Raw genomic sequence first — 26,702 nt, forward strand, 5'->3', positions numbered from 1 at the left:
CAGTCAACGTCCCGCCCCGAGCATTTCAGTCATGACTTTCATGACCACACTGCCGAAGAGCCGCATCGTCAGCGACACGGACCTCGCCCGCGCCGCGGCGGCCGGCGATCGCGCCGCGCTGGCCGCGATCTACAACCGCTACGCCTCCCCGTTGAACGCCTATTGTCTGGGCCTGATGCGCGATCGCCACGCGGCCTCAGATTGCGTGCAGGAGGTCTTCTGCATCGCGACGACAGAGTTGCCGAAGCTGCGCAACGCGGACAAGCTCAGGCCGTGGCTCTACGCCATTGCCCGTCGCAGCGCGCTACGGGCCCTGTCCGAACGTCGCCGTGAGGCCGCGTTTGCCGAGCTGCCCGATCACGTGGCGACCGGTCCGGGGCCGTTTACGCTGACGGCCCAAAAGGAACTCCGTCAACTGATCGCCCAGGCGGCCGGCGGATTGTCCGAGCGCGACCGCCACGTGCTGGATCTTGCCTACCGACGCGGCGTGACCGGAACCGAGCTCGCGCAACGGCTGGGCATCAGCTACGACTCCACCAATAAGCTGCTGCAGCGGCTGCGCGACACCGTCGAACGCTCGCTGGGTGCGCTGTTGGTCGCCAGACATGCTCGCGACAACGGATGTCCCCGGCTCGCCGGGGAGCTGTCCGGCTGGGACGAGCAATTCACTGTCCTGACGCGTAAACGCGTTGCGCGCCATATCGAATCGTGCACCGTATGCGACGAATACCGCCACAACGTCCTCAACGCCGTAGCCCTGCTCGGTGGCGGGGTGCTCGACAAGGTGTCATAGTCACACGAGCGCTCACTTTTGCTGCGTGCGGCGGTCACGCAACATGGAGCGGTTGACCGCCCCGAGCCGGATGGCCGCGTTGGCCAGCCGGACTCGGCGATCTCCCTCCGTGTTGATGCCGAACTTGTCATACAGGTGTTGCAAATGTTGCTTGACGGCTGCCTCCGTAACGAATAGCTCCTGGGCCATCCGACGAACCGATGCGGGCTCGGGGAACGGGTCATCGGAGACGAAGGGGCGGCACAAGACCTTGAGGACGTCGAGTTCGCGCGGGGTCATGCGGGGCGGTCGCAAGATGGACTTGCCAGTTTCGGTTTCTTGATCGGCCGGTGCTTCGTCAGCGGCCCTCGTCATCCAGAAAACCAACCGCGAACCGCCGAGCCGCAATTCGTCCCCAGACCGCAGGATCCGTTCGGCGGCGATCTTTTCACCGTTGACGTAGGTGCCATTGCGGCTACCCAGATCCCGTACGGACCAGGCTTGCCCGAAGTTCTCCAAGACGGCGTGTACCCGTGACACGGTCGTGTCGTGCTCGAGCGACACCGCATTGGTCGAGGCCTTGCCGAGAGTCACTCGTTCACCACTCAGCGCGATCAGCTCCCGCCCTGACGGTCTCCACACCTCCAAGTGGGAAGACATATTGACCCCTCCTATCAGGCCAATTCTGACCCTGCCGCTCAGAGCTCACCCCAGTATCGCAAGTCGGCCGGCGCCGAACCGCTCGTCGCCTGACCATCACCCCACCGACCTGCGTCGACGGCGCCGCCGCCCCGCGAGATGAGGTAGTCGACTACGCGTGTGATCGGGCCTGGCACCGCCAAGACTTCGTGAGGAAAGTAGTTGCCCGACGACGCCTGGGGGCCACCATGACCATCACGGTTGACGCGCCGATCTGCCCGAACGTCTTCGCGGCCGGGCTGCCCACGTATGACTATGAGCACTGCCAGAGCCTTGACGAGGCCCACGAGATCATCAGCGCGGCGCGACTCGAGGCGCCGATCGCCATCGGCCCGCACGGGCCGGAGTTGCTGACCTACGAACTGGTGCGGACCGTGCTGCGCGACCCGCGCTTCCGCGTGCCGCAAGGCATGTTCCTTGCGTCCCAAGGCATCACGAGCGGCCCGTTGTGGGAGCGGGTCGCGACGAACCTGATCAGCCTCGACGGGCCCGAGCACCACCGGCTGCGCCGATTGGTGTCCCAAGCCTTCACCCCGCGCGCCACCGCGCGGCTGCGCACGACGATCGTCGAGGTGATCACCGAGCTGGTGGATCGCCACGCCGCGACGGGGCGCTGCGAGGTGGTCACCGACATCGCCCGCCAATTCCCCGTCCCGATCATCTGCGCGCTGTTGGGAGCCCCGGCCGGGGATTGGGAGCTGTTCTCGAACTGGACCGACGACATCTTCAAGGCCTTCAGCTGGGACGTTGCGGCCCACCAGCCGGCGATCCTGGCGGCGTGGGATGAACTCGACGCTTATATCGACGAGATGGTGGCCCAGCGGCGGCACACGCTGACCGACGACCTGATCTCCGAGCTGATCCGCGCCGAGGACGACGGCGACCGCCTCAGCGCCGACGACCTGCGGATGCTGGCCGCGGGCCTGCTGATGGCGGGCACCGACACCACCCGCAATCAGCTGGCCGCCTCGGTGCACGTGCTGGTCGACCACCCCGACCAGTGGGCCCTGCTGGCCGAGCACCCCGAGCTGGCGACCAACGCGGTCGAGGAGACGATGCGGCATTCGCCGATCGCCGCCGCGACCCTGCGGACCGCCCGCGAGGACGTCGAGATCGCCGGGGTCATGATTCCGGCCGGCACGCTGGTCGTCGCCCACACCGGGTCCGCGAACCGCGACCCCGCCGTTTTCGACGACCCCGACCGCCTCGACATCACCCGACAGGACGCGCCGCCGATGCAGACGTTCGGCGCCGGCATGCACTACTGCCTCGGCGCGAACCTGGCCCGACTCGAGCTCGCCGAAGCCCTGGCGGTCATGACGCGGCGCATGCCCAACGCCCGCCGCACCGGCCCCGCCCCGTGGAAGCCGCTGACCGGAATCGCCGGACCGATCACGCTGCCAATCGAATTCGACACCGAGCCTCGGGTCATGGCATCGACTCAGCAGACTTCATGTGCCGACGAAATCCTCGCCTGGTAGCGATCTCGCGGTAGCGGTCTCGATGGATGTGCATTGACGGCTTCGCGTGTGCGCTGGGGGCGGAAGATCCGCGAGATCCGCGCCCTGGACTCACACGGAAAGCCCAGGCTGCACACTCAATCGCGGCCAACCTTATATTGATTGCATAGATAGCATTGACACGGCCGGAAACCGGCGACCATAGTCGTCAGGTATGGCGCTGCTGCCAGACCCCGATCCCCGGCGGCGACAGCACATCGTGATCTCGGTCGACGACCACGTCATCGAGCCGCCCGACATGTTCGTGGGGCGGCTCCCCGCCGCGCTGGCCGAACGCGCCCCGAAGGTGGTCGAGACCGACGACGGACGGCAGGTGTGGCGCTACGAGGGCCGCGAATACCCCAACATCGGCCTCAACGCGGTGATCGGCCGGCCGCGCGAGGAATGGAGCATGGAGGCGGCCCGGTTCGACGAAATGCGACCGGGCTGTTGGGATATCGACGCCCGCATCGTCGACATGGACCTCGCCGGGATCTGGGCCTCGGTCAACTTCCCGTCGCTGATCGCCGGGTTCGCCGGGACCGTCTTCTGGAAGAGCGACGACCTGGAGCTGGGCTTGGCCACCCTGCGGGCCTGGAACGACTGGCACCTCGAAGTGTGGGCCGGCAGCTACCCGGAGCGGATCATCCCGCTGCAGCTGCCCTGGCTCGCCGACCCGCGGCTCGCGCCCGACGAGGTGCGGCGCAACGCCGCGCGTGGCTTCAAGGCGGTGAGCTTTCCCGAGCTGCCCGCCCAATGCGGGCTGCCGAGCCTGCACAGCGGCGCGTGGGAGCCGTTCTTCGCGGCCTGCGAGGAGACCGGCACGGTGGTGTGTCTGCACACCGGATCCGCGCAGTGGGCGCCAATCCCCGCCCCGGACACACCCTTTGAGACCATCACCACCCTGTTCCCGGTCAACGGCCTGGTCGCCTGCGCCGACATGCTGTGGTCGGGCATCCCGGTCCGGCACCCGAATCTCAACATCACGCTGGCCGAGGGCGGGCTGGGCTGGGCGGCCATGCTGGGCGACCGCGCCGATTACGTGCTGGCGCACTCGGCTTCGGGCCACGAGGGCGGCGCGTGGAAAGGCGACCTGCTGCCCAGCGAGGTGCTGCGGCGCAACTTCTGGTTCTGCTCGATCGACGATCCGCACGCGTTCGGCGCGCTCGACGCGATCGGGCCCGAGCGCATCCTCGTCGAAAGCGACTACCCGCACGCCGATTCGACCTGGCCCGACACCCAAGAGGTGGTGGCGCGCAACGTCGCCGGCCTGCCGGCCGAGGACGCGGCCCGCATCACCCACCGCAACGCCGCTCAACTGTTCCGCCACCCCCTGCCGGACGAGGGGTGGCTCGCCTCGGCCTAGGAGTCCTCATGCTCGACCTGCTCATCCGTGACGCCCAGATCGTCGACGGCACCGGCGCGCCCGCCCGCCACGGCGACGTCGGCGTCAGCAACGGCCGCATCGTCGCCGTCGGTGACGTCGACGACACGGCGACGAAAACCATTGACGCCCAGGGCCAGACGCTCGCGCCGGGCTTCGTCGACCTGCACACCCACTACGACGCGCAGCTGTTCTGGGACCCGACGGCGAGTCCGTCGGTGCAGCACGGCGTCACCACCGTGTTCGGCGGCAACTGCGGTTTCACGCTGGCACCGGCGGACGCCGAGCAACACGACTACCTCACCCGGATGCTGGCGCGGGTGGAGGGGATGCCGCTCGACGCACTCAAGGCCGGCCTCGACTGGGGCTGGGCGTCGTTCGGTGACTGGCTGGGCCGCCTCGAGGGCCGCATCGCCGTCAATGCCGGCTTCCTGGTGGGCCATTCGGCGCTGCGGCTGGCCGCCATGGGCGGAGATGCCGTCGGCGCCGAGGCCACCCCGGAACAAATCGACACGATGGTCGCGGTGCTGCACGACGCGCTGGCCGCCGGCGGGCTCGGGCTGTCGACGAGCCAGTCGCCCACCCACAACGACGGGTCCGGCCAGCCGGTGCCGTCGCGCAGCGCATCAACGCACGAACTCGTCGCGCTGGCGGGGGCTCTCCGCGACCATCCGGGCACCACCCTCGAGGCGATCATTCCCGGTTGCCTGTCCGGCTTCACCGACGCCGACATCGCGCTGCTCACCGACATGTCGGTGGCCGCCAACCGCCCGCTGAACTGGAACCTGCTGGGCGTCTCGGCGGCCAACCCGGCCGGGCACGAAAAGCAGCTGCGCGCATACGAAGCCTCGGCGCGGCGCGGTGGCCGGGTGGTGGCGCTCACGCTGCCGCAGGCCATGAAGATCCGGCTGTCGTTCCTCTCCGGCTTCGTGCTCGACGGGCTGCCCGGCTGGCGCGACACGATGCACCTGCCGGTGCCGGAACGGCTTGTCGCCCTTGCCGATCCGCAGGTGCGCCAGCGCCTGGCAGAGGGCGCCGCCTCGAGGGAGGCGGGCATGCTGCGCGGTCTGGCGCAATGGGACCGGCTGGTCCTCGTCGAGACCTTCGCGCCCGAAAACGCCGACGCCACCGGGCTCAGCGTCGGCGAGGTGGCCGCCGCCCGGGGCCGCGAGCCCTTCGACACGCTGCTGGACGTCGTGATCGCCGACGAGCTGCGCACCGGCCTGTCGCCGCCGCTGACCGGCGACGACGCCGCCGACTGGAAAATGCGCGCCGAGGTGTGGCGGCATCCGGGTGCCGTGATCGGCGGCTCCGACGCGGGCGCGCACCTCGACATGATGTGCGGCGCGATCTACACCACGTCGCTGCTGGGCAAGGGGGTGCGCGAGCACCGGGTGGTGCCGCTCGAGGAGGCCGTCCGGCTGATCACCGACGCGCCGGCCCGTTTCTACGGCCTGACCGAACGCGGCCGCATCCAGCCGGGCTGGCATGCCGACCTCGTGCTGTTCGACCCGGCGACCGTCGACCACGGACCGGAACGCACGCGCTACGACCTGCCGTCCGGCGCGCCCCGGTTGGTCGCCGACGCCCGCGGCATCGCCTCGGTGTGGGTCGGCGGTGTCGAGGTGTGCCGCGACGGCGCCGCCACCGGCGCCCTGCCCGGCACCCTGCTGCGGTCCGGGCGCGACACCGAGACGGTCACGGCCTCGTGACGATCGACGAATTCGACCCCGCCGAATTGCAGGGCGGCCTGCTCATGCAGGTCGAGAACGTGCACGAGCGGCTGCGCGAGGCGCAGGCCCGCCACCGGGTGATGGTGGGCAATCCCTTCGCCGAGGTCAGCGCCGCGCAGGTCGGCGAGCTGGGCGTCACGGTTCTCGGCTACGAGGAGTGCCAGACCGTGCTCACCCACCCGGACACGTTCTCGTCGTCGATCTACGACCAGATCATGGGGCCGGTCATGGGCCGCACCCTGCTCGAGCTCGAAGGAGCCGAGCATCGGGCCGGCCGGGCGCTGGTGTCGCCGTCGTTCCGCACCGCGCTGCTGGAGCGCTGGCGCGCCGAGCTGGTCGAGGTGGTGGTTCACGAGCTCATCGACCGGTTCGCGCCGCGCGGGCGGGCCGAGCTGGCCCGCGAGTTCACCTTCGCATTTCCGGTCCAGGTCATCGCGCGGATCATGGGCCTGCCGCGGCAGGACTATCCGCGCTTCCAGCGGCTGTCGATCGAGCTGCTCAACGTGGTCTACGACTGGGATCGGGGACTCGCCGCGTCGGTGGAGCTGAAGGCCTACCTGGCGGAGATCCTCGCCGAGCGGCGGCGCCGCCCGCAGGACGACCTGATCAGCATGTTGGCCGAGTCGGAGATCGACGGCACCCGCCTGACCGACGACGAGATCTTCGCGTTCCTGCTGTTGATCCTGCCCGCCGGCGTCGAGACGACCTACCGCGCGTCGGGCAACCTCCTGGTCGCCCTGCTCACCGAGCCCGCGCCGCCGGCGACGATGCAGAGCGAAGCGATGAGGAGGAGCGGCGCAACTGCACCGCTGTTGGGCCAGCTGCGCGCGGACCGCGGCATGCTGCGCGGCGCCTTCGAGGAGGCGCTGCGCTGGGAGCCGCCGATCACCACGGTGGTGCGACGGGCGGCCCGCGATTGCGAGCTCGGCGGGGTCGCGATCCCGGCCGGCACCACCGTCAGCGTCAGCGTGGCGGCCGCGAACCGGGACCCGGCGCGCTACCCGGAGCCGGATCGTTTCGACCCGACCCGCAAGAACATCGCGCACCTGACGTTCGGGGGCGGCCCGCACCTGTGCCTGGGCATGCACCTGGCGCGGATGGAGGGCACGGTGGCCATCAACGCGCTGCTCGACCGGCTGCCGGACCTGAGGCTCGACCCGAGCGCCCCGGCGCCGCACGTCGTCGGCGTGGCGTTCCGCTCGCCGGCGGCGCTGCCGGTCGAGTTCACCGCGGTGTGAGCTCGGTTATTTCCGGGCGAGCGCGTGCCAGGCCATGTCGGCGACCGCCTGGCAATAGCGATCGTCGATCGTGGCGTCGGAGTAGAGGGCGCGAACGTTCAACGGCGCCAGGACAATCTGCACGGCGGCCAGGGTGTTGACGTCGTCACGCAGATCGCCACGGCTCCTGGCGCGGTCGACGACCTCGCGCACCACGGCAAAGCGGGCCTCCCACACCATCATTCGCGTCTCTTCGTCGTGCGGGCCACGACGGTCCATGACCAGCGCCCGCATGAACGCGCGGCCCGCCGGGCTGTTGATCCGATCGGCCAGCTTGCGGGCGAGCGCCAGCAGGTCCCCGCGCAGCGAGCCGGTGTCGGCTATCGAACTGTAGGCCTCCGCATCGGCCAGGGCCGCGGCAACGATGAGTCGCTGCCGGGTGCCCCAAAAACGGTGGATCATCGCGGGATCGAGGTGATGGCGCTCCGCCAAGGCCTCGATGCTGAACCGCTCGACACCCCAGCGGGACAGCTCGTCGAGCGCCGCCGCCATCACCCGCGCACGTACGTCGGCGGGAACAGATTCGTCGGGTGGTTGAGACGGCTGCATCGATGGCCCCCTTTTGCCCGCCTAAAGATAGCCTGTCTGGTTCACCAGCCGCACCGAAGACGCTCCATCCGAATAGAACTCTGCGATGCTCAACGAGGCCAGGTCAAGATGCAGCCGGTACAGAATGCCCGGACCGGCGTCCAGCGCCAGCCGCAGCAGCATCTTGATCGGGGTCACGTGCGACACGACCAGCACCGTGGCGCCCTGATGCGCGGCGACGATCCTCTCGCGCACCCGCAGCACCCGATCGAGCACCGCGTCGAAGCTTTCACCGCCCGGCGGCTTCGTCCTGGTGTCACGCAGCCAGCGGCGATGCAACTCCGGATCACGCTCTGCCGCTTCGGCGAACGTCAGTCCCTCCCACGCCCCGAAATCGGTCTCGATCAAGTCCTCGTCGACGGCCACGTCCAAACCCAAAGCCTTCGCGGCCGCGGCCGCGGTGTCGTAGGCCCGCTGCAGCGGCGAGGAGACCACCGCGGCGATCCCGCCCCGCTGCGCCATGTATTGCGCCGCCGCCTCGGCCTGCTGACGCCCGGCGTCGGTGAGCGCCGGGTTGCCGCGCCCCGAGTAGCGGCGCTGCGCCGACAATTCGGTCTGCCCGTGCCGCAGCAGCAGCAGCCGCGTCGGGGTGCCGCGCGCCCCCGTCCAGCCGGGCGACGTCTTGGCCTGCACCGCCGCGCTTTTCGCGGACTCTGCGGCTGGCGGGTCGGCGCTTTCGACGCCGCCGTCGGCGACCGCCGCGGCATCCATCGCCTCGTTGGCCAACCGGTCCGCGTGCGAGTTGCGGTCCCGCGGAATCCACGTGTAGCCGATCCGGTCGAAACGCGAAGCCAGCTTGCGCGCCTGGGAATGGAGTTCGATGAGGTCGGGGTGTTTGACCTTCCACCGGCCGGACATCTGCTCCACCAACAGCTTCGAATCCAGGAAGACCTCGGCTTCGGTGGCGCCCACTTTGAGCGCGTCGTCCAAACCGGCGATCAGCCCACGGTATTCGGCGACGTTGTTGGTCGCGACGCCGATGGCCTGCTTGGCCTCGGCCAGCACGGTGGAGCGGTCCGCGCTGCGCACCACCGCGCCATACCCGGCCGGGCCGGGGTTGCCGCGCGATCCGCCGTCGGCCTCGATGACGACTTTCATTTCTCGAACCCCTTGACCCGCAGCAGAATCGCACCGCATTCCGGGCAACGCACGAGCTCGTCCTCGGGGGCGGCCGAAATGCGGGACAGTTCACCGCGGCCGATCTCGATCCGGCAGGCCCCGCACCGATGCCCCAGCAACGGCCCGGCACCCGGGCCGCCGCCGGCCCGCTGGCGCTCGTAGAGGGCGGACAGGGCGGGATCCAGCGCCGCGGCGAGCGCGTCGCGCCGCGACGAATGCGCCTGGCGGGCCTCGTCGATCTCGGTGAGCGCGGCGTCGAGAGCCTGTTGCGCGGCGGCCAACTCGGACCGCAGCGCCTCGACCGCACCCTCGTCGGAGGTGACCTGCGCCTGCAGCTCCTCACGGTGCTCCATCACCTCGAGCAGGGAATCCTCGAGACTGGTTTGACGCCGCAGCAGGGTCTCCAGCTCGTGCTGCAGGTCCGACAGTTGCTTGGCATCCGTGGCACCCGATGTGAGCATCGCGCGGTCCCGGTCCTCGCGCTGCCGCACCGCCTCGATCTCCGCCTCGAATCGCGACACCTGGGCGTCCAAGTCCTCGAGGGCAATTCGCGCCGCGCCCAGCCGGTCGCCGGCGGCGTTGTGCTCGGCCTGGACCCGCTCCAGCGCCTCTCGTTGCGGGAGGTGCGCGGCCCGGTGCGCGATGCGCGACAGCTCCGCGTCCAGCTTCGACAATTCGAGTAGCGAAACCTGCTGTGCCACCTCGGCTTTCATGACCGTCCTCCCCCGTCGTCGTAACCCAGATCCCATGGGTCGGTGCGGATGGGGCACACCCGCACGGCCAGCGCCGCCCCGAAGCGCGACCGCAGCACGCCGGCGGCCTGCTCGCACCAGGGGAATTCGCTTGCCCAGTGCGCGACGTCGACCAGGGCCACGCCCGAGGCCCGGCGGTGTTCGTCGGCCGGGTGGTGCCGCAGGTCGGCCGTGACGTAGGCCTGCACGTCGGCGGCGGCCGCGGCCGCCAGCAGCGAGTCCCCGGCGCCGCCGCACACCGCGACCCGCGATACCGGCAGCTCCGGGTCGCCCGCCGCGCGCACGCCCCAGGAAGTCCGCGGCAACGCGGCCCCGACGCGGGAGACGAAGTCGCGCAGCGGTTCCGGCCGCGCCAGCCGGCCGATGCGGCCCAGCCCGGCGCCGCTCGGCGGGGGCACCAGCGCAAAGATGTCGAAAGCGGGCTCCTCGTAGGGATGGGCGGCGCGCATCGCCGCCAGCACCGCGCCCCGGGCGCGTGCGGGCGCGACGACCTCGAACCGGTCCTCGGCCACCCGCTCGACGCTGCCGACGCTGCCGATCGCGGGCGAAGCCCCCTCGTGCGGCAGGAACTGCCCGACGCCCTCGACGCTCCAGCTGCAGTGCGAGTAGTCGCCGATGTGCCCGGCGCCGGCCCCGAAAACGGCCTCCTGCACCGCTTCCGCGTTCTCGCGCGGCACGTAGACGACCCACTTGTCGAGATCGCCGGCCGCCGCGAGCGGTTCGAGCACCCCGTCGACGGTCAGCCCGAGGGCGTCGGCGAGCGCGTCGGACACGCCCGGCGCCGCGGAGTCGGCGTTGGTGTGCGCGGTGAACAGCGAACGCCCCGTTCGGATCAGGCGGTGCACCAGCGCGCCCTTCGGGGTGCTGGCCGCCACCGTGTCCGCGCCGCGCAGCAGCAGCGGGTGATGGGCCAGCAGCAGGCCGCCGTCGGGAACTTCGTCGACGACAGCGGGCGTCGCGTCCACGGCGACGGTCACCGAGTCCAGCGCGTCGTCGGGGTCGCCGCACACCAGGCCGACCGAATCCCACGCCTGGGCAAGCCGCGGCGGATACGCCTCGTCCAGCGCCTCGATCACGTCGGCCAGGCGCACCGTCACCGCGGCACCCCGGCGATCGCGTCGACCAGCTGCGGCCACTCGTCGCGCACCGCGGCCCGCAGGTACCGCTCGTCCAGGCCGACGAACGTATCGCAGCGTCGCACGGCAATCCCCTTGCGCTCCAGACGGTTTCGCAGCGAGGCCGCGTCCGCGCGCCGGAACAGGACGAACGGGGCCCGGCCGTCGACCACGTCGGCCCCCACCGAATCCAGGCCGGCCACCATCTCGGCGCGCAACCGGGTCAGCCGCACCGCGCCGGCCGCCGCTTCCGCGACCGCCCGCGGGTCACAACAGGCCGCGATGGCCGTCAGCTGCAGCGTCCCCACCGGCCAGTGCGCGCGCCGCGCCGTGAGCCGCGCCAGCAGCTCCGGGGCGCCCAGCGCGTAGCCCACCCGCAGCCCGGCCAGCGCCCACGTCTTGGTCAGGCTGCGCAGCACCAGCACGTCGGGCAGCGGATCGCCGGCCAGTGACTCCGGCTCGCCGGGAACCGCGTCGGCGAACGCCTCGTCGACCACCAGAATGCGGCCGGGCCGGCGCAGCGCGAGCAGTTGTTCGCGCGAGTGCAGCACCGAGGTGGGGTTGGTCGGGTTGCCCACCACCACCAGGTCGGCGTCGTCGGGCACGCGCGCGCCGTCGAGGCGGAACGGCGGCTCGAGCACGACGTGCTCGACGGGCACCCCGGCCGCGCCCAGCGCCACGGCCGGCTCGGTGAACGCCGGCGCCACGATCGCCGCCCGCGCCGGGCGCAGGTGGGGCAGCAAGGCGAACCCCTCCGCCGCGCCGGCCAGCGGCAGCACCTCGTCGCGGGTGCGGCCGTGCCGTGCGGCGGCCGCGTCCTGGGCCCGGTGCACGTCCGGCAGGCCCGGGTAGCCCGCCAGGTCCGGCAGCCGCTCGGCCAGCCGCCGCGTCAGCCACTCCGGCGGTTGGGCGTGCCGGACGTTGACGGCGAAATCGAGCATCCCGGGCGCCGCGGCCTGATCGCCGTGATAGCGGGCCGCCGCAGGCGGGCTCGGGTTCAGAGTCGCCATCCGTGAAACATTAGTGGGCCGCCGCGGACGCGTGGCGGGAACACCGTCGCAGCAGGACGCGGGCATCGAGGACAATGGTGAGGTGACAGGCACGATCGCGGGGACTCCGCAGCTGGTGATCTTCGATCTCGACGGCACGCTGACCGACTCGGCGGAGGGCATCGTGGCCAGCTTCCTGCACGCGCTCGAGCACGTCGGGGCGGCCGTACCGGAGGGCGATTTGGCCGCGCATATCGTCGGCCCGCCGATGGACGACACCTTCCGCACCATGTTCGGCGAGTCCGCCGAGGAGGCGATCACCGCGTTTCGGGCCGAGTACGGCGCCCGCGGGTGGGCGATGAACACGCTGTTCGACGGCATCGAGCCGCTGCTGGCCGACCTGCGCGCCGCCGGGGTCCGGCTGGCCGTGGCCACCTCGAAGCTGGAGCCGACGGCGCGACGCATCCTCGCCCATTTCGGGCTGGACCGGCACTTCGAGGTCATCGCCGGCGCGGCCCCCGACGGCTCCCGCAAGAGCAAGGAGGAGGTGCTGGCCCACGCGCTGGCGCAGCTCCAGCCGCTGCCCGAGCGGGTGCTAATGGTCGGCGATCGCAGCCACGACGTGCACGGCGCGGCCGCGCACGGCATCGACACCGTGGTGGTCGGCTGGGGCTACGGGCGCGACGACTTTCACGAGGGATACAGCGTGACCGGCATGACCCACGCCGCGACCATCGACGAACTGCGGAGGGAGCTCGGTGTCTGAACCGCTGCACGTCACCTTCGTCTGCACCGGCAACATCTGCCGCTCGCCGATGGCCGAGAAGGTCTTCTCCGACCAGCTGCAGCGGCGCGGCCTGGGCGACGCGGTGCGGGTGACCAGCGCCGGCACCGGCAACTGGCATGTCGGCAGTTGCGCCGACGACCGGGCCGCCCGCGTGCTGCGCGCCCACGGCTATTCCACCGCCCACTGCGCCGCGCAGCTGAACGACGACCACCTGGCGGCCGACCTGGTGGTGGCCCTGGGCCGCAACCACGTCCGGATGTTGCGCCAGCTCGGCGTCGACGAGGACCGGATCCGGATGCTGCGCTCGTTCGACCCGCGCTCGGGCGCCCACGTCCTCGACGTCGAGGATCCGTACTACGGTGACCCCGAGGACTTCGAGGACGTGTTGGCCGTCATCGAGGCCGCCCTGCCCGGCCTGCACGACTGGGTCGACGAGCGGCTCGCGGAGAACGGGTACGGCTGATGCGCCGGCTGGCATTTTTGCTGCGGCCGGGCTGGATAGCGCTGGCCCTGGTGGTCGTCGCCTTCACCTACCTGTGCTTCGTGGTGCTCGCGCCCTGGCAACTGGGGAAGAACACCCGGACCTCCCGGGAGAACCACCAGATCGAGGTCTCCCTGAACACCCCGCCGGTGCCGGTGAAAACGTTGCTGCCGCAGCAGGATTCGTCGGCTCCGGGCGCGCAGTGGCGCCGGGTCACGGCGACCGGCCATTACCTGCCCGACGTCCAGGTGCTGGCCCGCCTGCGGGTCGTGGAGGGCGACCCGGCGTTCGAGGTGCTGGCCCCCTTCGTCGTCGACGACGGGCCCACCGTGCTGGTGGACCGCGGCTACGTCCGGCCCGAGCAGGGCTCACACGTCCCCCCGATCCCCCGCCCGCCGGCCGAACCGGTGACGCTGACGGCCCGGCTCCGCGACTCCGAGCCCACCGCGGCGGGCAAGGACCCCTTCGTCGTCGACGGCGTGCAACAGGTGTATTCGATCAACACCCGGCAGGTCGCGGCGCTGACCAGGATCCCGCTGGCCGGGTCGTATCTGCAGTTGGTCGAGGACCAGCCCGGCGGCCTGGGCGTGATCGGCATCCCGCACCTGGACGCCGGGCCGTTCCTGTCGTACGGCATCCAGTGGATTTCGTTCGGCATCGTCGCGCCGATCCTGTTGGGCTACTTCGTTTATTCCGAGATCCGCGTCCGGCGCCGGGAGAGGCAGGCGGCGCCGGAGGCCCCGACGACCGTCGAGGAGAAGCTCGCCGACCGCTACGGCCGGCGCCGGTAGCCCGACCTATCGTGTGCGGTGAGGGCTTTCAGTGTGCGCTGAGGGCCCGAAAATCGCGCTCATCCCGCCCTACCGGCACGCTCGACGCCCTACTTGCACACTCGATGCCGGCCAGCAGCCCGACGGACAGCGCGGCGGCGGCCTGCACGGCCCGCGACAGGGCCACCGCGCGCCGCAGGTCGGCCACCGCGGGCGGCCGCCCGTCGCCGAGGGTGGGCCGGATCTGCAGCTCGTGGCGGTACTGGGTGGGCCCGCCGAGCCGAACGCCCAGCGCCCCGGCGAAGGCCGCCTCGACCACGCCGGCGTTGGGGCTGGGGTGCCGGGCCGCGTCGCGGCGCCAGGCGCGCAGCGCGCCCGCCGGGGATCCGCCGACGACGGGCGCGCACAGCACCACCAGCGTGGCGGTCGCCCGCGCGGCGGCATAGTTGGCCAGGTCGTCCAATCGTGCTGCGGCCCAACCGAATCGCCGGTAGCGCGGCGAGCGGTGGCCGATCATCGAATCCAGCGTGTTGATGGCGCGGTAGGCCAGCACCGCGGGCGCGCCGGCGGCGGCCGCCCACAGCAGCGGCGCTACCTGGGCGTCGGATGTGTTCTCCGCGACCGATTCCAGCGCCGCGCGCGTCAGACCGGCGGCGTCGAGGGGTGCCGGGTCGCGCCCGCACAGTGACGGCAGCAGCCGCCGGGCGGCGCCGACGTCGTCGCGCTCCAGCAGTTGCGACATCTCCAGGCCGGTGCGCGCCAACGACGTTCCGCCCAGGCATACCCACGTGGCGGCGGCGGTGGCCGCAACGGGCCGGCGCGCGGCGCCGACGCTCACCAGCGTCACAGCACCGACGAGCGCGCCCACGTGCAGCGCCCCGGCGGCCTTCGAATCGCGGTAGGTGAGGCGCTCCAGCGCCGCGGCCGCCCGGCCGAACAGCGCGACGGGGTGCCCCCGTTTCGGGTCGCTCAGGGCGAGGTCGGCCGCGAACCCGGCCAGCACGCCGACCACCCGGGTCCGCCTCGCACACACCCGGGCAGCGTCTCATACCCGCTCCCGCAGGGACCGGGCTAGATGGCCAATACGGCGGCCACGATCACGACGACGATCAGCAGGCCGACCACCCACCACAGCAGGGCGTCGGGGTCGGCGGTCGGCGACAGGTTGGGCGGGCGGGCCAGCGGCCGCGGGTTGCCCGGATGAGCACTCATCGCCCACGTCTGCCCACTTTCGGGCGAAAAATAACCTCCCGCCGTGGTGTACTCGAGTCCATGAGGGGTAATCCGCGATGAAGCGGCCCGCCACCCGGATCGCCGATCTGCTGAACCCGGCGGCGATGTTGTTGCCCGCGGCGAACGTGATCATGCAGCTGTCCCTGCCCGGTGTGGGCTATGGCGTCCTGGAAAGCCCGGTGGACAGCGGCAACGTCTACAAACATCCGTTCAAGCGCGCCCGCACCACCGGGACCTACCTGGCGGTGGCGGCCATCGGGACCGAATCCGATCGGGCCCTGATCCGCGGCGCCGTGGACGTCGCGCACCGGCAGGTTCGCTCGACGCCGTCAAGTCCGGTGTCCTACAACGCCTTCGACCCCAAGCTGCAGCTGTGGGTGGCGTCCTGCCTGTACCGCTATTTCGTTGAGCAGCACGAGTTTTTGCACGGGCCGCTGGATGACGCCACCGCCGACGCCGTCTACCGCGACGCCAAGCGGTTGGGCACCACACTGCAGGTGCCCGAGCGCATGTGGCCGCCGGACCGCGCCGCGTTCGACGAGTACTGGAAGCGCTCCCTCGACGAGCTGCGCATCGACCCGCCCGTACGGGAGCACCTGCGCGGGGTGGCGTCGATGGCGTTCCTGCCGTGGCCGCTGCGGGTCCTGGCGGGGCCGTTCAACCTGTTCGCGACGACGGGATTCCTGGCCCCCGAGTTCCGAGCGATGATGCGGCTGGAGTGGTCGCAGGCCCAGCAGCGCCGGTTCGAGTGGCTGCTGGCCGCGCTGCGGCTGGCCGACCGGCTGATCCCGCACCGGGCGTGGCTCTTGGGGTATCAGGTTTACCTGTGGGACATGCGCTTTCGCGCACGCCGGGGCTGGCGCATCGTCTAGCGCACCGTCGCGAAGAACGCCCGCACGTCGTCGACGAACAGCTCCGGCTGCTCGAACGCGGCGAAATGGCCGCCGCGCGGCATGTCCGTCCAGTGGGTGATGTTGTACACCGGCTCGCACCAGCTGCGCGGCGCCTTCAGCAGCTCGCCCGGGAAAGCGCTGACGCCGGTGGGCAATTCGACCCGGTCCGCCTGACCGAAGACCCGGAAGCTTTCCCAGTACAGCCGGGCCGACGACGCGCCGGTGGCGGTCACCCAGTACACCATCACGTTGTCCAGCAGCTCGTCGCGGCTGAACACGTTCTCGGGGTGCCCGTCGCAATCGGCCCACGCCCAGAACTTCTCGACGATCCACGCCAGCTGCCCCACCGGCGAATCGACCAGCCCATAGCCCAGCGTTTGCGGCCGGGTGGACTGCTGCTTGGAATAGCCGGTGCCCCACTTGCGGTGCTCGGCCATCGAGGCCAGCGCGCGTTGCTCCTCCGGAGTCGGGTTGGCCAGCGACTCCTGGGTGGGCCGACCTATCGGCATGTTCAGGTGAATGGCCGCGCAGTGGCCGCGGTTTCGGCCGATCTGGGTAGTGACCGCGGCGCCCCAGTCGCCGCCCTGCGCGCCGTAGCGGTCGTAGCCCAGACGCAGCATGAGCGTCTCCCAGGCGTCGGCGATCTTCTCCACGCCCCAGCCGGTGCGGGTGGGCTTGCCGGAGAACCCGTACCCCGGAAGCGACGGGCACACGACGTGAAAGGCGTCCTCGGCGCGCCCGGACGCCGGGTTGGTCAGCGGCTCAATCACCTTGTGGAACTCCACGATTGAGCCCGGCCAGCCGTGCGTGATCAGCAGCGGGAAGGCGCCGTCGTGCGGCGAGCGCTGGTGGATGAAGTGAATGTCGAGGCCGTCGATGTCGGTGGTGAACTGGTCGAAGCGGTTGAGGGCGGCCTCGCGGGAGCGCCAGTCGTATGCGCCGGCCCAGTAGTCGGCCAGCTGGCGGGTGTAAGCCAACGGGATGCCCTGGCTCCAGTCGTCGACGCATTCGGCTTCCGGCCATCGCGTGCGCTGCAGGCGCGAGCGCAGGTCTTCCAGGGCGTCGTCGGAGACGTCGATGCGAAACGGCAGCACGGGTTGGTCGTCCACGCCCCCGAGGTTGCCACACCGACGTCGCGCGACAAATAGCCGCCGCACGGCCGCGACGACTCAGCGCGAACCTTCAAGAATTCGCCAAGGCCACCGCTGCAGCATTGTCAAGATGACAAGGAATGCGCAGGGACCGGGATGGTGGCAGGCTTCGGATGGGGACTGGTATCCACCGGATATGCAACCTGGCTACGCACCACCGGCCGGTCAGACGTCGGTGACGCCGGCATCCACCGTCGGCGCCGCGAAATTCCCGGTCGCCGCGTGGTTGCTCTTCGGGGGATTCGCCGTCTTCCTGATTGCGGCCTTCCTGCCCGCGAGGGCCGCCGGCGCGGCGCACGTCACCGCCGGCCATCAATTCGGGAATGTGTCGATGACCGCCGTCTGCATGGGTTTGGTCTGGGCAACATTCGCAACTCCGCGCCCCCGGCTATGGTCCCTGATCACGCTGACCGTCCTGACCTCCATTGAGGCATTCGGCTGGTGCGCCGTCGTTCTCGGCTTGAAATCGCTGTCCGTATCGCCCGGAATTGGCGTGTTTGTGTCCGGGGCCGCAATCGGTCTCTTGGTCGTGGGGGTGATCATGGCCTGGATCGCAGTGGCAAAGGCGCGAACCTAGGCCTGCTGGCCAGTGGGCGCGGACGGTATCGAACCGCCGACCGCTGGTGTGTAAAACCAGAGCTCTACCACTGAGCTACGCGCCCCTATGCCCGCAGCAGGCTACACGCCGACGGGCAGCGCACCCAAAATTCAGGCCCGCAAAGCCGCCAGCGCGTCGAGCCAGAGCCGCTGGTCGCGGGACTCGCCGGGCTGCTTCATCTCGGCGAAGCGAATTATCCCGGATCGGTCGACGACGAAGGTGCCGCGATTGGGGTAGCCGGCGTCGGCGTTGAACACGCCGTAGGCCTGGCTGACCTCGCCGTGCGGCCAGAAATCGGAGAGCACCGGGAACATGAACCCGCTCTCGAGCGACCAGATCTTGTGCGTGGGCGGCGGGCCCACCGAGATCGCCATCGCCACGCTGTCGTCGTTCTCGAACTCCGGCAGGTGGTCGCGCAGCAGGTCCAGCTCGCCCTGGCAGATCCCGGTGAAGGCCAGCGGGAAGAACACCAGCAGGACGTTCTTGGCGCCGCGAAACGAGCTCAGGGTGACGGGCTGCTGGTTCTGGTCGCGCAAGGTGAAGTCGGGGGCGTCTGCGCCGACGGGCAGCATCAACGCTTCCCGGTCCGCGACTTGGGCTGCACCAGCCGGCTGGCGGCCCAGTCGCCGAGGTTCACCGACGAGGTCGGCATCAGGCCGGCGGTCGGGGCCGCCTCGGCGATCTCGGCGGGCAGCACGTGGCCGGGCTTGCCGGTCTTGGGCGTCAGGACCCAGATCACGCCGTCCTCGGCCAGCGGGCTGATCGCGTCCATCAGGGTGTCCACCAGGTCGCCGTCGCCGTCGCGCCACCACAACAGCACGACGTCGATGACCTCGTCGCTGTCTTCGTCGAGCAACTCACTGCCGCACGCTTCCTCGACCGCGGCCCGGATGTCGTCGTTGGAGTCCTCGTCCCAGCCCCACTCCTGCACGACTTGGTCCCGTTGGATGCCCAGTTTGCGAGCGAAGCTCGAGGCGTCATCCGCCGCGACCACCGTGGACCCTCCTTATTCCGTCCGCGCACCGTGCGATGGGGATTATCGTCGCACAGCTGCAACGCGGTCCATACCCGTACCTCATCAGGTGCCTCAGAAGGATGCCAGGCAGAGTTTCAGCGCCTTCGTCTTGGTGTCGTTGAGCTGGTCGACCCGGCTGTTGAACTCCGCGATCGACGCGTGCGTCCCGATGGCGTTGGCCACCGCGCGCGCCGCGTCGACGTAGGCGTTGAACGCGTCCTTCAGCTGCTGGGACAGCGCATCGTTGAAGCTGTTGGACACCGTGCTGGCGCTGTCGTTGAGCGCGCCGATCGCCGGGCCCTCGGCCGGGCCGGTGCTGCGGCCGGAGTTGAACGCCGCGACGTAGGCGTTCACCTTGTCGATCGCGTCCTTGGCCGAGTTGGCCAACGTGTCACACGAGGTGCGCACGGCCCGGGTCGTCAGCGATTGCTGGCGCTGCGACTCCTTGACGCGCGACGTGGCCGAGGAGGCCGACACCGACGCGGACACCGACTGCCGGTACGCCGGGGCGACGTTGGTGTCGGGCGTGGCCTTGCCGTTGGTGACGCTGGTACACCCGACGATCCCCATAGCCAGCACCGCGACACAGCCGAGCGCCAGCGCGCCCCGCCGCGGGAAATCCCCCACGTGCGCGCGAGGGACGGCACGCCATCCGATGAGCACGGTTGCTGACGTTACCGGGTGCCGATTGCGGGCGCGGCTACCCGCCCGAAACCTCGGTGCGGCACGATAGGAGGACAAGACGCAGCCGATTACAGGAGCGGAAGTTGACCACGGAGTTCGCGCGCCACGATCTGGCCAAATCCCCCAGCAGCGCAAGCGAACCCGACCGCGTTCGGGTGATCCGCGAGGGCGTCGCTTCCTACCTGCCCGACATCGACTCCGACGAGACGTCGGAGTGGCTCGAGTCCTTCGACGAGATGCTGGAGCGCTCCGGGCCCGCGCGGGCCCGCTACCTGATGCTGCGGCTGCTGGAGCGGTCCCGCGAGAAGCGGGTCACCATCCCGGCGCTGACGTCGACCGACTACGTCAACACCATCCCGACCGAACTGGAGCCGTGGTTCCCCGGCGACGAGGACGTCGAGCGCCGTTTCCGGGCGTGGATCCGCTGGAACGCCGCGATCATGGTGCACCGCGCCCAGCGGCCGGGAATCGGCGTGGGCGGCCACATTTCGACCTACGCCTCGTCCGCGGCGCTCTACGAGGTCGGCTTCAACCACTTCTTCCGCGGCAAGTCGCATCCCGGCGGCGGGGACCAGGTGTTCATCCAGGGCCACGCCTCCCCCGGCATCTACGCGCGCGCCTTCCTCGAGGGCCGGCTCAGCGAGGACCGGCTCGACGGCTTCCGCCAGGAACACAGCCACGCCGGCGGCGGGCTGCCCTCCTACCCGCACCCGCGGCTGATGCCCGACTTCTGGGAATTCCCCACCGTGTCGATGGGCCTGGGCCCGCTCAACGCGATCTATCAGGCCCGGTTCAACCACTACCTGCACGACCGAGGCATCAAGGACACCTCCGACCAGCACGTGTGGTGCTTTTTGGGCGACGGCGAGATGGACGAGCCGGAGAGTCGCGGGCTGGCCCACGTGGGGGCGCTCGAGGGCCTGGACAACCTGACCTTCGTGATCAACTGCAACCTGCAGCGCCTCGACGGGCCGGTGCGCGGCAACGGCAAGATCATCCAGGAGCTGGAGTCGTTCTTCCGCGGCGCCGGCTGGAACGTCATCAAGGTGGTCTGGGGCCGCGAGTGGGACGCGCTGCTGCACGCCGACAAGGACGGCGCGCTGGTCAACCTGATGAACACCACGCCCGACGGCGACTACCAGACCTACAAGGCCAACGACGGCGCGTACGTGCGCGACCACTTCTTCGGCCGCGACCCCCGCACCAAGGCGCTCGTCGAGCACATGACGGACTCCGAAATCTGGAACCTCAAGCGCGGCGGGCACGACTACCGCAAGGTCTACGCGGCCTACCGCGCCGCCATCGACCACAAGGGCCAGCCGACCGTCATCCTGGCCAAGACCATCAAGGGCTACTCCCTGGGCGCGCACTTCCAGGGCCGCAACGCCACGCACCAGATGAAAAAGCTTGCGCTGGAAGACCTCAAGCACTTCCGCGATTCCATGCGGATCCCGATCAGCGACGCCCAGCTGGACGAGAATCCCTACCTGCCGCCCTACTACCATCCCGGCTCCGACGCCCCGGAGATCCGGTACATGCTCGACCGTCGCCGGACCCTCGGCGGCTTCCTGCCCGAACGGCGCACCAAGGCCAAGGCGCTCAAGCTTCCCGGCCGCGACATCTACGCAGCCCTGAAGAAGGGGTCGGGGACCCAGGAGGTCGCGACCACCATGGCGACCGTGCGGACGTTCAAGGAGGTGTTGCGGGACAAGGAAGTTGGCCCGCGCATCGTGCCGATCATTCCCGACGAGGCGCGCACCTTCGGCATGGACTCGTGGTTCCCGTCGCTGAAGATCTACAACCGCCTGGGCCAGCTCTACACCGCCGTCGACGCCGATCTGATGCTGGCCTACAAGGAAAGCGAAGTCGGCCAGATCCTGCACGAGGGCATCAACGAGGCGGGGTCGGTGGGGTCCTTCGTCGCGGCCGGCACGTCGTACGCGACGCACAACGAGCCGATGATCCCGATCTACATCTTCTATTCGATGTTCGGGTTCCAGCGCACCGGCGACGGCCTGTGGGCCGCGGCCGACCAGATGGCGCGCGGCTTTTTGCTCGGGGCGACGGCGGGGCGCACCACGCTGACCGGCGAGGGCCTGCAGCACGCCGACGGCCACTCGCTGCTGCTGGCCGCCACCAACCCGGCGGTGGTGTCCTACGACCCGGCGTTCGCCTTCGAGATCGCCTACATCGTGGAGAGCGGGCTGGCCCGCATGTTCGGGGAGAACCCGGAGAACGTGTTCTTCTACATCACCATCTACAACGAGCCCTACCCGCAGCCGCCGGAGCCGGACAACTTCGATCCCGAGGGCGTGCTGCGCGGCATCTACCGCTACCGCGCCGCCACCGAGCAGCGCACCAACAAGGCGCAGATCCTGGCGTCGGGGGTGGCCATGCCGTCGGCGCTGCAGGCCGCCGACATGCTGGCCGCCGAGTGGGACGTGGCCGCCGACGTGTGGTCGGTGACCAGCTGGGGGGAACTGAACCGCGACGGCGTGGGCGTCGAGCGGGCCAGGCTGCGCCACCCGGACCAGCCGGCCGCCACCCCATACGTCACCCGGGCCCTCGAGGGCGCCGCCGGCCCGGTGATCGCCGTGTCCGACTGGATGCGGGGCGTGCCCGAGCAGATCCGGCCGTGGATGCCGAACACCTTCGTCACGCTCGGCACCGACGGGTTCGGCTTCTCCGACACCCGGCCCGCCGCGCGGCGCTACTTCAACACCGACGCCGAGTCGCAGGTGGTCGCGGTGCTCGAGGCGCTGGCGCGCGACGGCGAGATCGACCCGTCGGTGCCGCGCGCGGCGGCGCGCCAGTACCGCATCGACGACGTGCTGGCCGCGCCCGAGCAGACCTCCGACCCCGGCGTGGCCTGACTTCGCACCCTTGCGCCGAACGTGAAGTTAGCTTCACGCTGGGCGCCGAGCGTAAAGCTAACTTCACGCTCACGGCCGCCCCGCCCCGCCCGCCGAACGTCACGCCAGCGTGGCGCTGGGCGGCGAACGCCACGCTGGCGTGACGCTCGCGCGGGCCACGCCGGCAACACCCCCGTCGCCTTGGCGAAAAGTTCCAAATTCTGGCGTAGGTTTTAGGCGTGAACGACAACGCCTTCGCCGGTCCGTTCGCGGCGTCACGGCCCAGGTCGCCGCTGGAACTGCTGGACCACGTGCCGGAATCGGTGCTGCGCCGGCTCAAGCAGTACTCCGGGCGGCTGGCCACCGAGGCCGTCTCGGTCATGCAGGACCGGCTGCCGTTCTTCGCCGACCTGGAGGCCTCCCAGCGGGCCAGCGTGGCGCTGGTGGTGCAGACGGCGATCAACAACTTCGTCGAGTGGATGCAGGACCCGCACAGCAACGTCAGCTACACCGCGCAGGCCTTCGAGCTGGTGCCCCAGGACCTGGCCCGCCGGATCGCGCTGCGGCACAGCGTGGACATGGTCCGCGTGACGATGGAGTTCTTCGAGGAGGTGCTGCCCCTGGTGGCGCGCTCGGAGGAGCAATTGACCGCCCTGACGGTCGGCGTCCTGAAGTACAGCCGCGACCTGGCGTTCACCGCCGCCTCGTCCTACGCCGATGCCGCCGAGGCGCGCGGCACCTGGGACAGCCGGATGGAGGCCAGCGTCGTCGACGCGGTGGTGCGCGGCGACACCGGCCCGGAGCTGTTGTCCCGGGCGGCCGCCCTCAACTGGGACACCACCGCGCCGGCGACGGTGGTGGTCGGGATCCCCGCTGCCGGTCGGGACGAGCCGGACGGCGAGGTCGGCAGCCAGCGGGCCAGCCAGGACGTCCGCGACATCGCCGCGCGCCACGGCCGGGCGGCGCTCACCGACGTGCACGGCACCTGGCTGGTCGCGATCGTGTCGGGCCAGTTGTCACTGACCGATAAATTCCTGGACGACCTGTTGAACGCGTTTGCCGACGGCCCGGTGGTCATCGGGCCCACGGCGCCCATGCTGACCGCGGCCTACCACAGCGCCAGCGAGGCGATATCCGGGATGAACGCAGTCGCCGGCTGGCGCGGCGCGCCACGGCCCGTGCTGGCCCGGGAGCTGCTGCCCGAACGGGCCCTGATGGGCGACGCCTCGGCGATCGTGGCGCTGCACACCGATGTGATGGGGCCGCTGTCCGACGCCGGGCCGACGCTGATCGAAACTCTTGACGCTTACTTAGATTGTGGCGGCGCGATTGAGGCTTGTGCCAGAAAGTTGTTCGTTCATCCAAACACGGTGCGCTACCGGCTCAAGCGCATCACCGACTTCACCGGGCGCGATCCCACCCAGCCGCGCGACGCATACGTGCTGCGTGTGGCCTCGACGGTGGGTCAACTCAACTACCCGACGGCGTCGGCCAGCGTCGCCGCCAACACGGTCGCGCCCGTTCCCCTGCCGGTCAGGAGCGGTGCCGCGGGCTGACCGGGTGGCAGTGATTTAGCCAACAGGTCGCGCCCCGGTATCAAAAACATCGCTTACCGAGCGGTTTTGTAAGGTGTCCACAAAAACCTAAGACGAGGTTCATAATCTGTTACACCCGCCAAAACCGTTTCCACAGTGTTCTCTTAAACACGTGATCGCATTGCTTGCGCCCGGACAAGGGTCGCAGACGGAGGGGATGCTGTCGCCGTGGCTCGAGCTGCCAGGCGCCGCCGACCAGCTCGCGCTGTGGTCGAAGGCCAGTGGCCTGGACCTGGTGCGGCTGGGCACCGCCGCGTCGACCGAGGAAATCACCGACACCGCGGTGACGCAGCCGCTGGTCGTCGCCAACACGCTGCTCGCGCACCAGGAGCTGACCCGTCGCGGCCTGCTGTCCGATAAGGACCTGGTCGTCGCGGGCCACTCCGTCGGGGAGATCGCGGCCTACGCGATCGCCGGGGTGGTGGCCGCCGACGACGCCGTCGCGCTGGCCGCCACCCGCGGCGCGGAAATGGCCAAGGCCTGCGCCCTGGAGCCGACCGGCATGTCCGCGGTGCTCGGCGGCGACGAGGCCGAGGTGCTGAGCCGCCTCGAGGAGCTCGAGCTGTTCCCCGCCAACCGCAATGCGCCCGGCCAGATCGTGGCCGCGGGCCCGCTGTCGTCGCTGGAGAAGCTCGCCGAGGACCCGCCGGCCAAGGCGCGGGTGCGCGCGCTCGGCGTGGCCGGGGCGTTCCACACCAAGTACATGGCCCCGGCCCTGGACGGCTACGCCGCGGCGGCGGCCGCCGTCGTGACCGCCGAGCCCACCGCCACGCTGCTGTCCAACCGCGACGGCAAGCCCGTCGCCTCGGCGGCGGCCGCGATGGACACCCTGGTCGCCCAGCTGACCCAGCCGGTGCGCTGGGACCTGTGCACCGCAACGCTGCGTGAACGCAACGTCACGGCGATCGTGGAGTTTCCCCCGGCGGGGACGCTCACCGGCATCGCCAAACGCGAACTTCGGGGGGTTACGGCGCGTGCCGTCAAGTCACCCGCAGATCTGGACGAGTTGGCGAGCCTCTAAACCGCCCGCTGCCAGAGCAAATAACAACTGCAAACGTCAATCCGATTTGCACACAACACATTACGAAGGGAATAGGCCGTGGCCGTCAGTCAGGAAGAAATCATTGCCGGTATTGCCGAGATCATCGAAGAGGTGACCGGTATCGAGCCGTCCGAGGTCACCCCGGAGAAGTCGTTCGTCGACGACCTGGACATCGACTCGCTGTCGATGGTCGAGATCGCGGTGCAGACCGAGGACAAGTACGGCGTCAAGATCCCCGACGAGGACCTCGCCGGTCTGCGCACCGTCGGTGACGTGGTCGCCTACATCCAGAAGCTCGAGGAAGAGAACCCCGAGGCCGCCGAGGCGCTGCGCGCCAAGCTGGAGACCGAGAACCCCGAAGCCGTCGCCAACGTCAAGGCGAGGCTGGAAGCGGACAGCAAGTGACCAAGCCTTCCACTGCCAATGGCGGTTACCCCAGCGTTGTGGTAACCGCCGTCACGGCGACGACATCGCTCGCGCCGGACATCGAGAGCACGTGGAAGGGCTTGTTGGCCGGCGAGAGCGGGATCCGCGTACTCGAGGACGAGTTCGTCACCAAGTGGGACCTACCCGTCAAGATCGGTGGACACCTCAAGGAGCCCGTCGACAACCACATGGGCAGGCTCGACCTGCGCCGCATGTCCTATGTCCAGCGGATGAGCAAGTTGCTGTCCGGCCAGCTCTGGGAGAGCGCTGGCAATCCCGAGGTCGATCCGGACCGCTTCACTGTCGTGGTCGGCACCGGCCTGGGTGGCGCGGAGCGGGTGATCGAGAGCTATGACCTGATGAACGAGGGCGGGCCCCGCAAGGTGTCGCCGCTCGCCGTTCAGATGATCATGCCCAACGGCGCCGCTGCCGTGGTGGGTCTGCAGCTCGGCGCCCGCGCCGGCGTGATGACCCCGGTGTCGGCCTGTTCGTCGGGCTCGGAAGCGATCGCGCATGCGTGGCGTCAGATCGTGATGGGCGACGCCGATGTCGCCGTCTGCGGCGGCGTGGAGGGCCCCATCGAGGCGCTGCCCATCGCGGCGTTCTCGATGATGCGCGCCATGTCGACCCGCAACGACGAGCCCGAGCGTGCCTCACGCCCGTTCGACAAGGACCGCGACGGCTTCGTGTTCGGCGAGGCCGGGGCGCTGATGATCATCGAGACCGAGGAGCACGCCAAGGCCCGCGGCGCCAAGCCGCTGGCCCGGCTGATGGGCGCCGGCATCACGTCGGACGCCTTCCACATGGTGGCGCCCGCGGCGGACGGCGTGCGCGCCGGCCGCGCGATGACGAGGTCGCTGGAGCTGGCGGGCTTGTCCGCCAAGGACATTGACCACATCAACGCGCACGGGACGGCCACACCGATCGGTGACAGCGCCGAGGCCAACGCCATCCGGGTGGCCGGCTGCGAGCAGGCCGCGGTCTACGCGCCGAAGTCGGCGCTGGGCCACTCCATCGGCGCCGTCGGTGCGCTGGAATCTGTTTTGACGGTATTGAGCCTTCGGGACGGCGTGATACCGCCCACCCTCAACTACGAGACACCGGACCCTGAGATCGACCTCGACGTGGTCGCGGGCGAACCGCGCTACGGCGAATTCCGTTACGCGATCAACAACTCGTTTGGGTTCGGCGGCCACAACGTGGCGCTCGCGTTCGGGCGTTACTAGAGCCGGACAGCACGGAAGGAAC

General features: G+C 70.0%; 27 protein-coding genes and 1 tRNA gene. 15 read left to right on the forward strand and 13 right to left on the reverse strand.

Annotated features, from left to right (window positions below; all coding sequences use genetic code 11):
* The first annotated feature begins 31 nt into the window (after positions 1–31).
* The gene (locus A5673_RS00205) at positions 32–793 is read left to right on the forward strand and encodes an RNA polymerase sigma factor (protein WP_068226491.1); all 762 of its coding nucleotides are present in this window, start codon (positions 32–34) and stop codon (positions 791–793) included.
* A gap of 12 nt (positions 794–805) precedes the next feature.
* Here A5673_RS00205 and A5673_RS00210 read toward each other — a convergent pair whose 3' ends face one another.
* On the reverse strand, positions 806–1,432 hold the full coding sequence (locus tag A5673_RS00210; protein ID WP_068226492.1) for an FHA domain-containing protein: 627 nt from the start codon (positions 1,430–1,432) through the stop codon (positions 806–808).
* A gap of 227 nt (positions 1,433–1,659) precedes the next feature.
* Between A5673_RS00210 and A5673_RS00215 the strand changes: the two genes are divergently transcribed.
* The 4 genes from A5673_RS00215 (at position 1,660) to A5673_RS00230 (ending at position 7,325) form a co-directional block, all read left to right on the forward strand.
* A complete protein-coding gene (locus tag A5673_RS00215) occupies positions 1,660–2,952 on the forward strand; it encodes a cytochrome P450 (RefSeq protein ID WP_082958467.1) in 1,293 nt (430 codons plus the stop codon).
* A gap of 193 nt (positions 2,953–3,145) precedes the next feature.
* Positions 3,146–4,336: an amidohydrolase family protein gene (locus A5673_RS00220; protein ID WP_068226493.1), complete on the forward strand. Its 1,191-nt coding sequence runs from the start codon at positions 3,146–3,148 to the stop codon at positions 4,334–4,336.
* 8 nt (positions 4,337–4,344) lie between these two features.
* Positions 4,345–6,066 (forward strand): amidohydrolase family protein, encoded by a 1,722-nt coding sequence (locus A5673_RS00225; protein ID WP_068226494.1) that lies wholly within the window; start codon positions 4,345–4,347, stop codon positions 6,064–6,066.
* Positions 6,063–7,325 (forward strand): cytochrome P450, encoded by a 1,263-nt coding sequence (locus A5673_RS00230; protein ID WP_231970760.1) that lies wholly within the window; start codon positions 6,063–6,065, stop codon positions 7,323–7,325. The genes A5673_RS00225 and A5673_RS00230 overlap by 4 nt, the downstream gene beginning before the upstream one ends.
* A 6-nt stretch (positions 7,326–7,331) precedes the next feature.
* On the opposite strand, the gene A5673_RS00235 is transcribed toward A5673_RS00230, so the two are convergent.
* From A5673_RS00235 to cobC, 5 genes are all read right to left on the reverse strand, one after another.
* Complete coding sequence (locus A5673_RS00235) at positions 7,332–7,856, reverse strand: TetR-like C-terminal domain-containing protein (protein ID WP_231970761.1); 525 nt, start codon at positions 7,854–7,856, stop codon at positions 7,332–7,334.
* A gap of 78 nt (positions 7,857–7,934) precedes the next feature.
* Positions 7,935–9,050, reverse strand: a complete 1,116-nt coding sequence (locus A5673_RS00240) for a bifunctional RNase H/acid phosphatase (protein ID WP_068226496.1) — start codon at positions 9,048–9,050, stop codon at positions 7,935–7,937.
* Complete coding sequence (locus A5673_RS00245; RefSeq protein WP_068226497.1) at positions 9,047–9,784, reverse strand: zinc ribbon domain-containing protein; 738 nt, start codon at positions 9,782–9,784, stop codon at positions 9,047–9,049. Before A5673_RS00245 ends, A5673_RS00240 begins: the two co-directional genes overlap by 4 nt.
* Complete coding sequence (locus A5673_RS00250) at positions 9,781–10,920, reverse strand: Nif3-like dinuclear metal center hexameric protein (RefSeq protein ID WP_068226498.1); 1,140 nt, start codon at positions 10,918–10,920, stop codon at positions 9,781–9,783. Before A5673_RS00250 ends, A5673_RS00245 begins: the two co-directional genes overlap by 4 nt.
* A complete protein-coding gene (gene cobC / locus A5673_RS00255) occupies positions 10,917–11,948 on the reverse strand; it encodes an Rv2231c family pyridoxal phosphate-dependent protein CobC (RefSeq protein ID WP_068226499.1) in 1,032 nt (343 codons plus the stop codon). The genes A5673_RS00250 and cobC overlap by 4 nt, the downstream gene beginning before the upstream one ends.
* Before the next feature lie 82 nt (positions 11,949–12,030).
* Between cobC and A5673_RS00260 the strand changes: the two genes are divergently transcribed.
* The 3 genes from A5673_RS00260 to A5673_RS00270 are packed head-to-tail and all read left to right on the forward strand — an operon-like array spanning position 12,031 to position 13,986.
* On the forward strand, positions 12,031–12,693 hold the full coding sequence (locus tag A5673_RS00260) for an HAD-IA family hydrolase (protein WP_231970763.1): 663 nt from the start codon (positions 12,031–12,033) through the stop codon (positions 12,691–12,693).
* Positions 12,686–13,177 (forward strand): low molecular weight protein-tyrosine-phosphatase, encoded by a 492-nt coding sequence (locus A5673_RS00265; RefSeq protein WP_068226500.1) that lies wholly within the window; start codon positions 12,686–12,688, stop codon positions 13,175–13,177. Before A5673_RS00260 ends, A5673_RS00265 begins: the two co-directional genes overlap by 8 nt.
* Positions 13,177–13,986 carry an SURF1 family protein gene (locus A5673_RS00270; RefSeq protein WP_068226501.1) on the forward strand — a complete coding sequence of 270 codons (810 nt, stop codon included), beginning with the start codon at positions 13,177–13,179 and terminating at the stop codon, positions 13,984–13,986. The genes A5673_RS00265 and A5673_RS00270 overlap by 1 nt, the downstream gene beginning before the upstream one ends.
* A 28-nt stretch (positions 13,987–14,014) precedes the next feature.
* Here A5673_RS00270 and A5673_RS00275 read toward each other — a convergent pair whose 3' ends face one another.
* Positions 14,015–14,998, reverse strand: a complete 984-nt coding sequence (locus A5673_RS00275) for a cobalamin biosynthesis protein (protein ID WP_082958469.1) — start codon at positions 14,996–14,998, stop codon at positions 14,015–14,017.
* Positions 14,999–15,036: 38 nt separating this feature from the next.
* Positions 15,037–15,177 carry a hypothetical protein gene (locus A5673_RS28855; RefSeq protein ID WP_156747737.1) on the reverse strand — a complete coding sequence of 47 codons (141 nt, stop codon included), beginning with the start codon at positions 15,175–15,177 and terminating at the stop codon, positions 15,037–15,039.
* Between the two features lie 77 nt (positions 15,178–15,254).
* Between A5673_RS28855 and A5673_RS00280 the strand changes: the two genes are divergently transcribed.
* Positions 15,255–16,070 carry an oxygenase MpaB family protein gene (locus A5673_RS00280; protein ID WP_068226502.1) on the forward strand — a complete coding sequence of 272 codons (816 nt, stop codon included), beginning with the start codon at positions 15,255–15,257 and terminating at the stop codon, positions 16,068–16,070.
* On the opposite strand, the gene A5673_RS00285 is transcribed toward A5673_RS00280, so the two are convergent.
* Positions 16,067–17,185 (reverse strand): epoxide hydrolase family protein, encoded by a 1,119-nt coding sequence (locus A5673_RS00285; protein ID WP_068226642.1) that lies wholly within the window; start codon positions 17,183–17,185, stop codon positions 16,067–16,069. The two genes, A5673_RS00280 and A5673_RS00285, sit on opposite strands and share 4 nt — an antisense overlap.
* A 193-nt stretch (positions 17,186–17,378) precedes the next feature.
* Between A5673_RS00285 and A5673_RS00290 the strand changes: the two genes are divergently transcribed.
* Positions 17,379–17,819 carry a hypothetical protein gene (locus tag A5673_RS00290; protein ID WP_068226503.1) on the forward strand — a complete coding sequence of 147 codons (441 nt, stop codon included), beginning with the start codon at positions 17,379–17,381 and terminating at the stop codon, positions 17,817–17,819.
* 13 nt (positions 17,820–17,832) lie between these two features.
* On the opposite strand, the gene A5673_RS00295 is transcribed toward A5673_RS00290, so the two are convergent.
* The 4 genes from A5673_RS00295 to A5673_RS00310 form a co-directional block, all read right to left on the reverse strand.
* Positions 17,833–17,904 (reverse strand) — tRNA-Val (locus A5673_RS00295).
* A gap of 46 nt (positions 17,905–17,950) precedes the next feature.
* Positions 17,951–18,412, reverse strand: coding sequence for a peroxiredoxin (locus A5673_RS00300; protein WP_068226504.1), 462 nt, complete (start codon positions 18,410–18,412; stop codon positions 17,951–17,953).
* Complete coding sequence (locus A5673_RS00305; RefSeq protein WP_068226505.1) at positions 18,412–18,834, reverse strand: DUF3052 domain-containing protein; 423 nt, start codon at positions 18,832–18,834, stop codon at positions 18,412–18,414. The genes A5673_RS00300 and A5673_RS00305 overlap by 1 nt, the downstream gene beginning before the upstream one ends.
* 93 nt (positions 18,835–18,927) lie before the next feature.
* A complete protein-coding gene (locus tag A5673_RS00310) occupies positions 18,928–19,518 on the reverse strand; it encodes a hypothetical protein (RefSeq protein WP_068226506.1) in 591 nt (196 codons plus the stop codon).
* Between the two features lie 104 nt (positions 19,519–19,622).
* Between A5673_RS00310 and aceE the strand changes: the two genes are divergently transcribed.
* The 5 genes from aceE (at position 19,623) to kasA (ending at position 26,680) form a co-directional block, all read left to right on the forward strand.
* Positions 19,623–22,412, forward strand: coding sequence for a pyruvate dehydrogenase (acetyl-transferring), homodimeric type (gene aceE, locus A5673_RS00315; protein ID WP_068226507.1), 2,790 nt, complete (start codon positions 19,623–19,625; stop codon positions 22,410–22,412).
* A gap of 218 nt (positions 22,413–22,630) precedes the next feature.
* Positions 22,631–23,947: a CdaR family transcriptional regulator gene (locus A5673_RS00320; RefSeq protein WP_068226508.1), complete on the forward strand. Its 1,317-nt coding sequence runs from the start codon at positions 22,631–22,633 to the stop codon at positions 23,945–23,947.
* A gap of 151 nt (positions 23,948–24,098) precedes the next feature.
* Positions 24,099–25,007: an ACP S-malonyltransferase gene (locus tag A5673_RS00325; protein WP_068226509.1), complete on the forward strand. Its 909-nt coding sequence runs from the start codon at positions 24,099–24,101 to the stop codon at positions 25,005–25,007.
* Between the two features lie 78 nt (positions 25,008–25,085).
* The gene (acpM, locus tag A5673_RS00330; RefSeq protein ID WP_003872368.1) at positions 25,086–25,433 is read left to right on the forward strand and encodes a meromycolate extension acyl carrier protein AcpM; all 348 of its coding nucleotides are present in this window, start codon (positions 25,086–25,088) and stop codon (positions 25,431–25,433) included.
* Positions 25,430–26,680, forward strand: a complete 1,251-nt coding sequence (gene kasA, locus A5673_RS00335; protein WP_068226510.1) for a 3-oxoacyl-ACP synthase KasA — start codon at positions 25,430–25,432, stop codon at positions 26,678–26,680. Before acpM ends, kasA begins: the two co-directional genes overlap by 4 nt.
* The last annotated feature ends 22 nt before the right edge of the window (positions 26,681–26,702 follow it).

The organism is Mycobacterium sp. E3198, from assembly GCF_001667015.1.
Taxonomy (GTDB): Bacteria; Actinomycetota; Actinomycetes; order Mycobacteriales; family Mycobacteriaceae; genus Mycobacterium.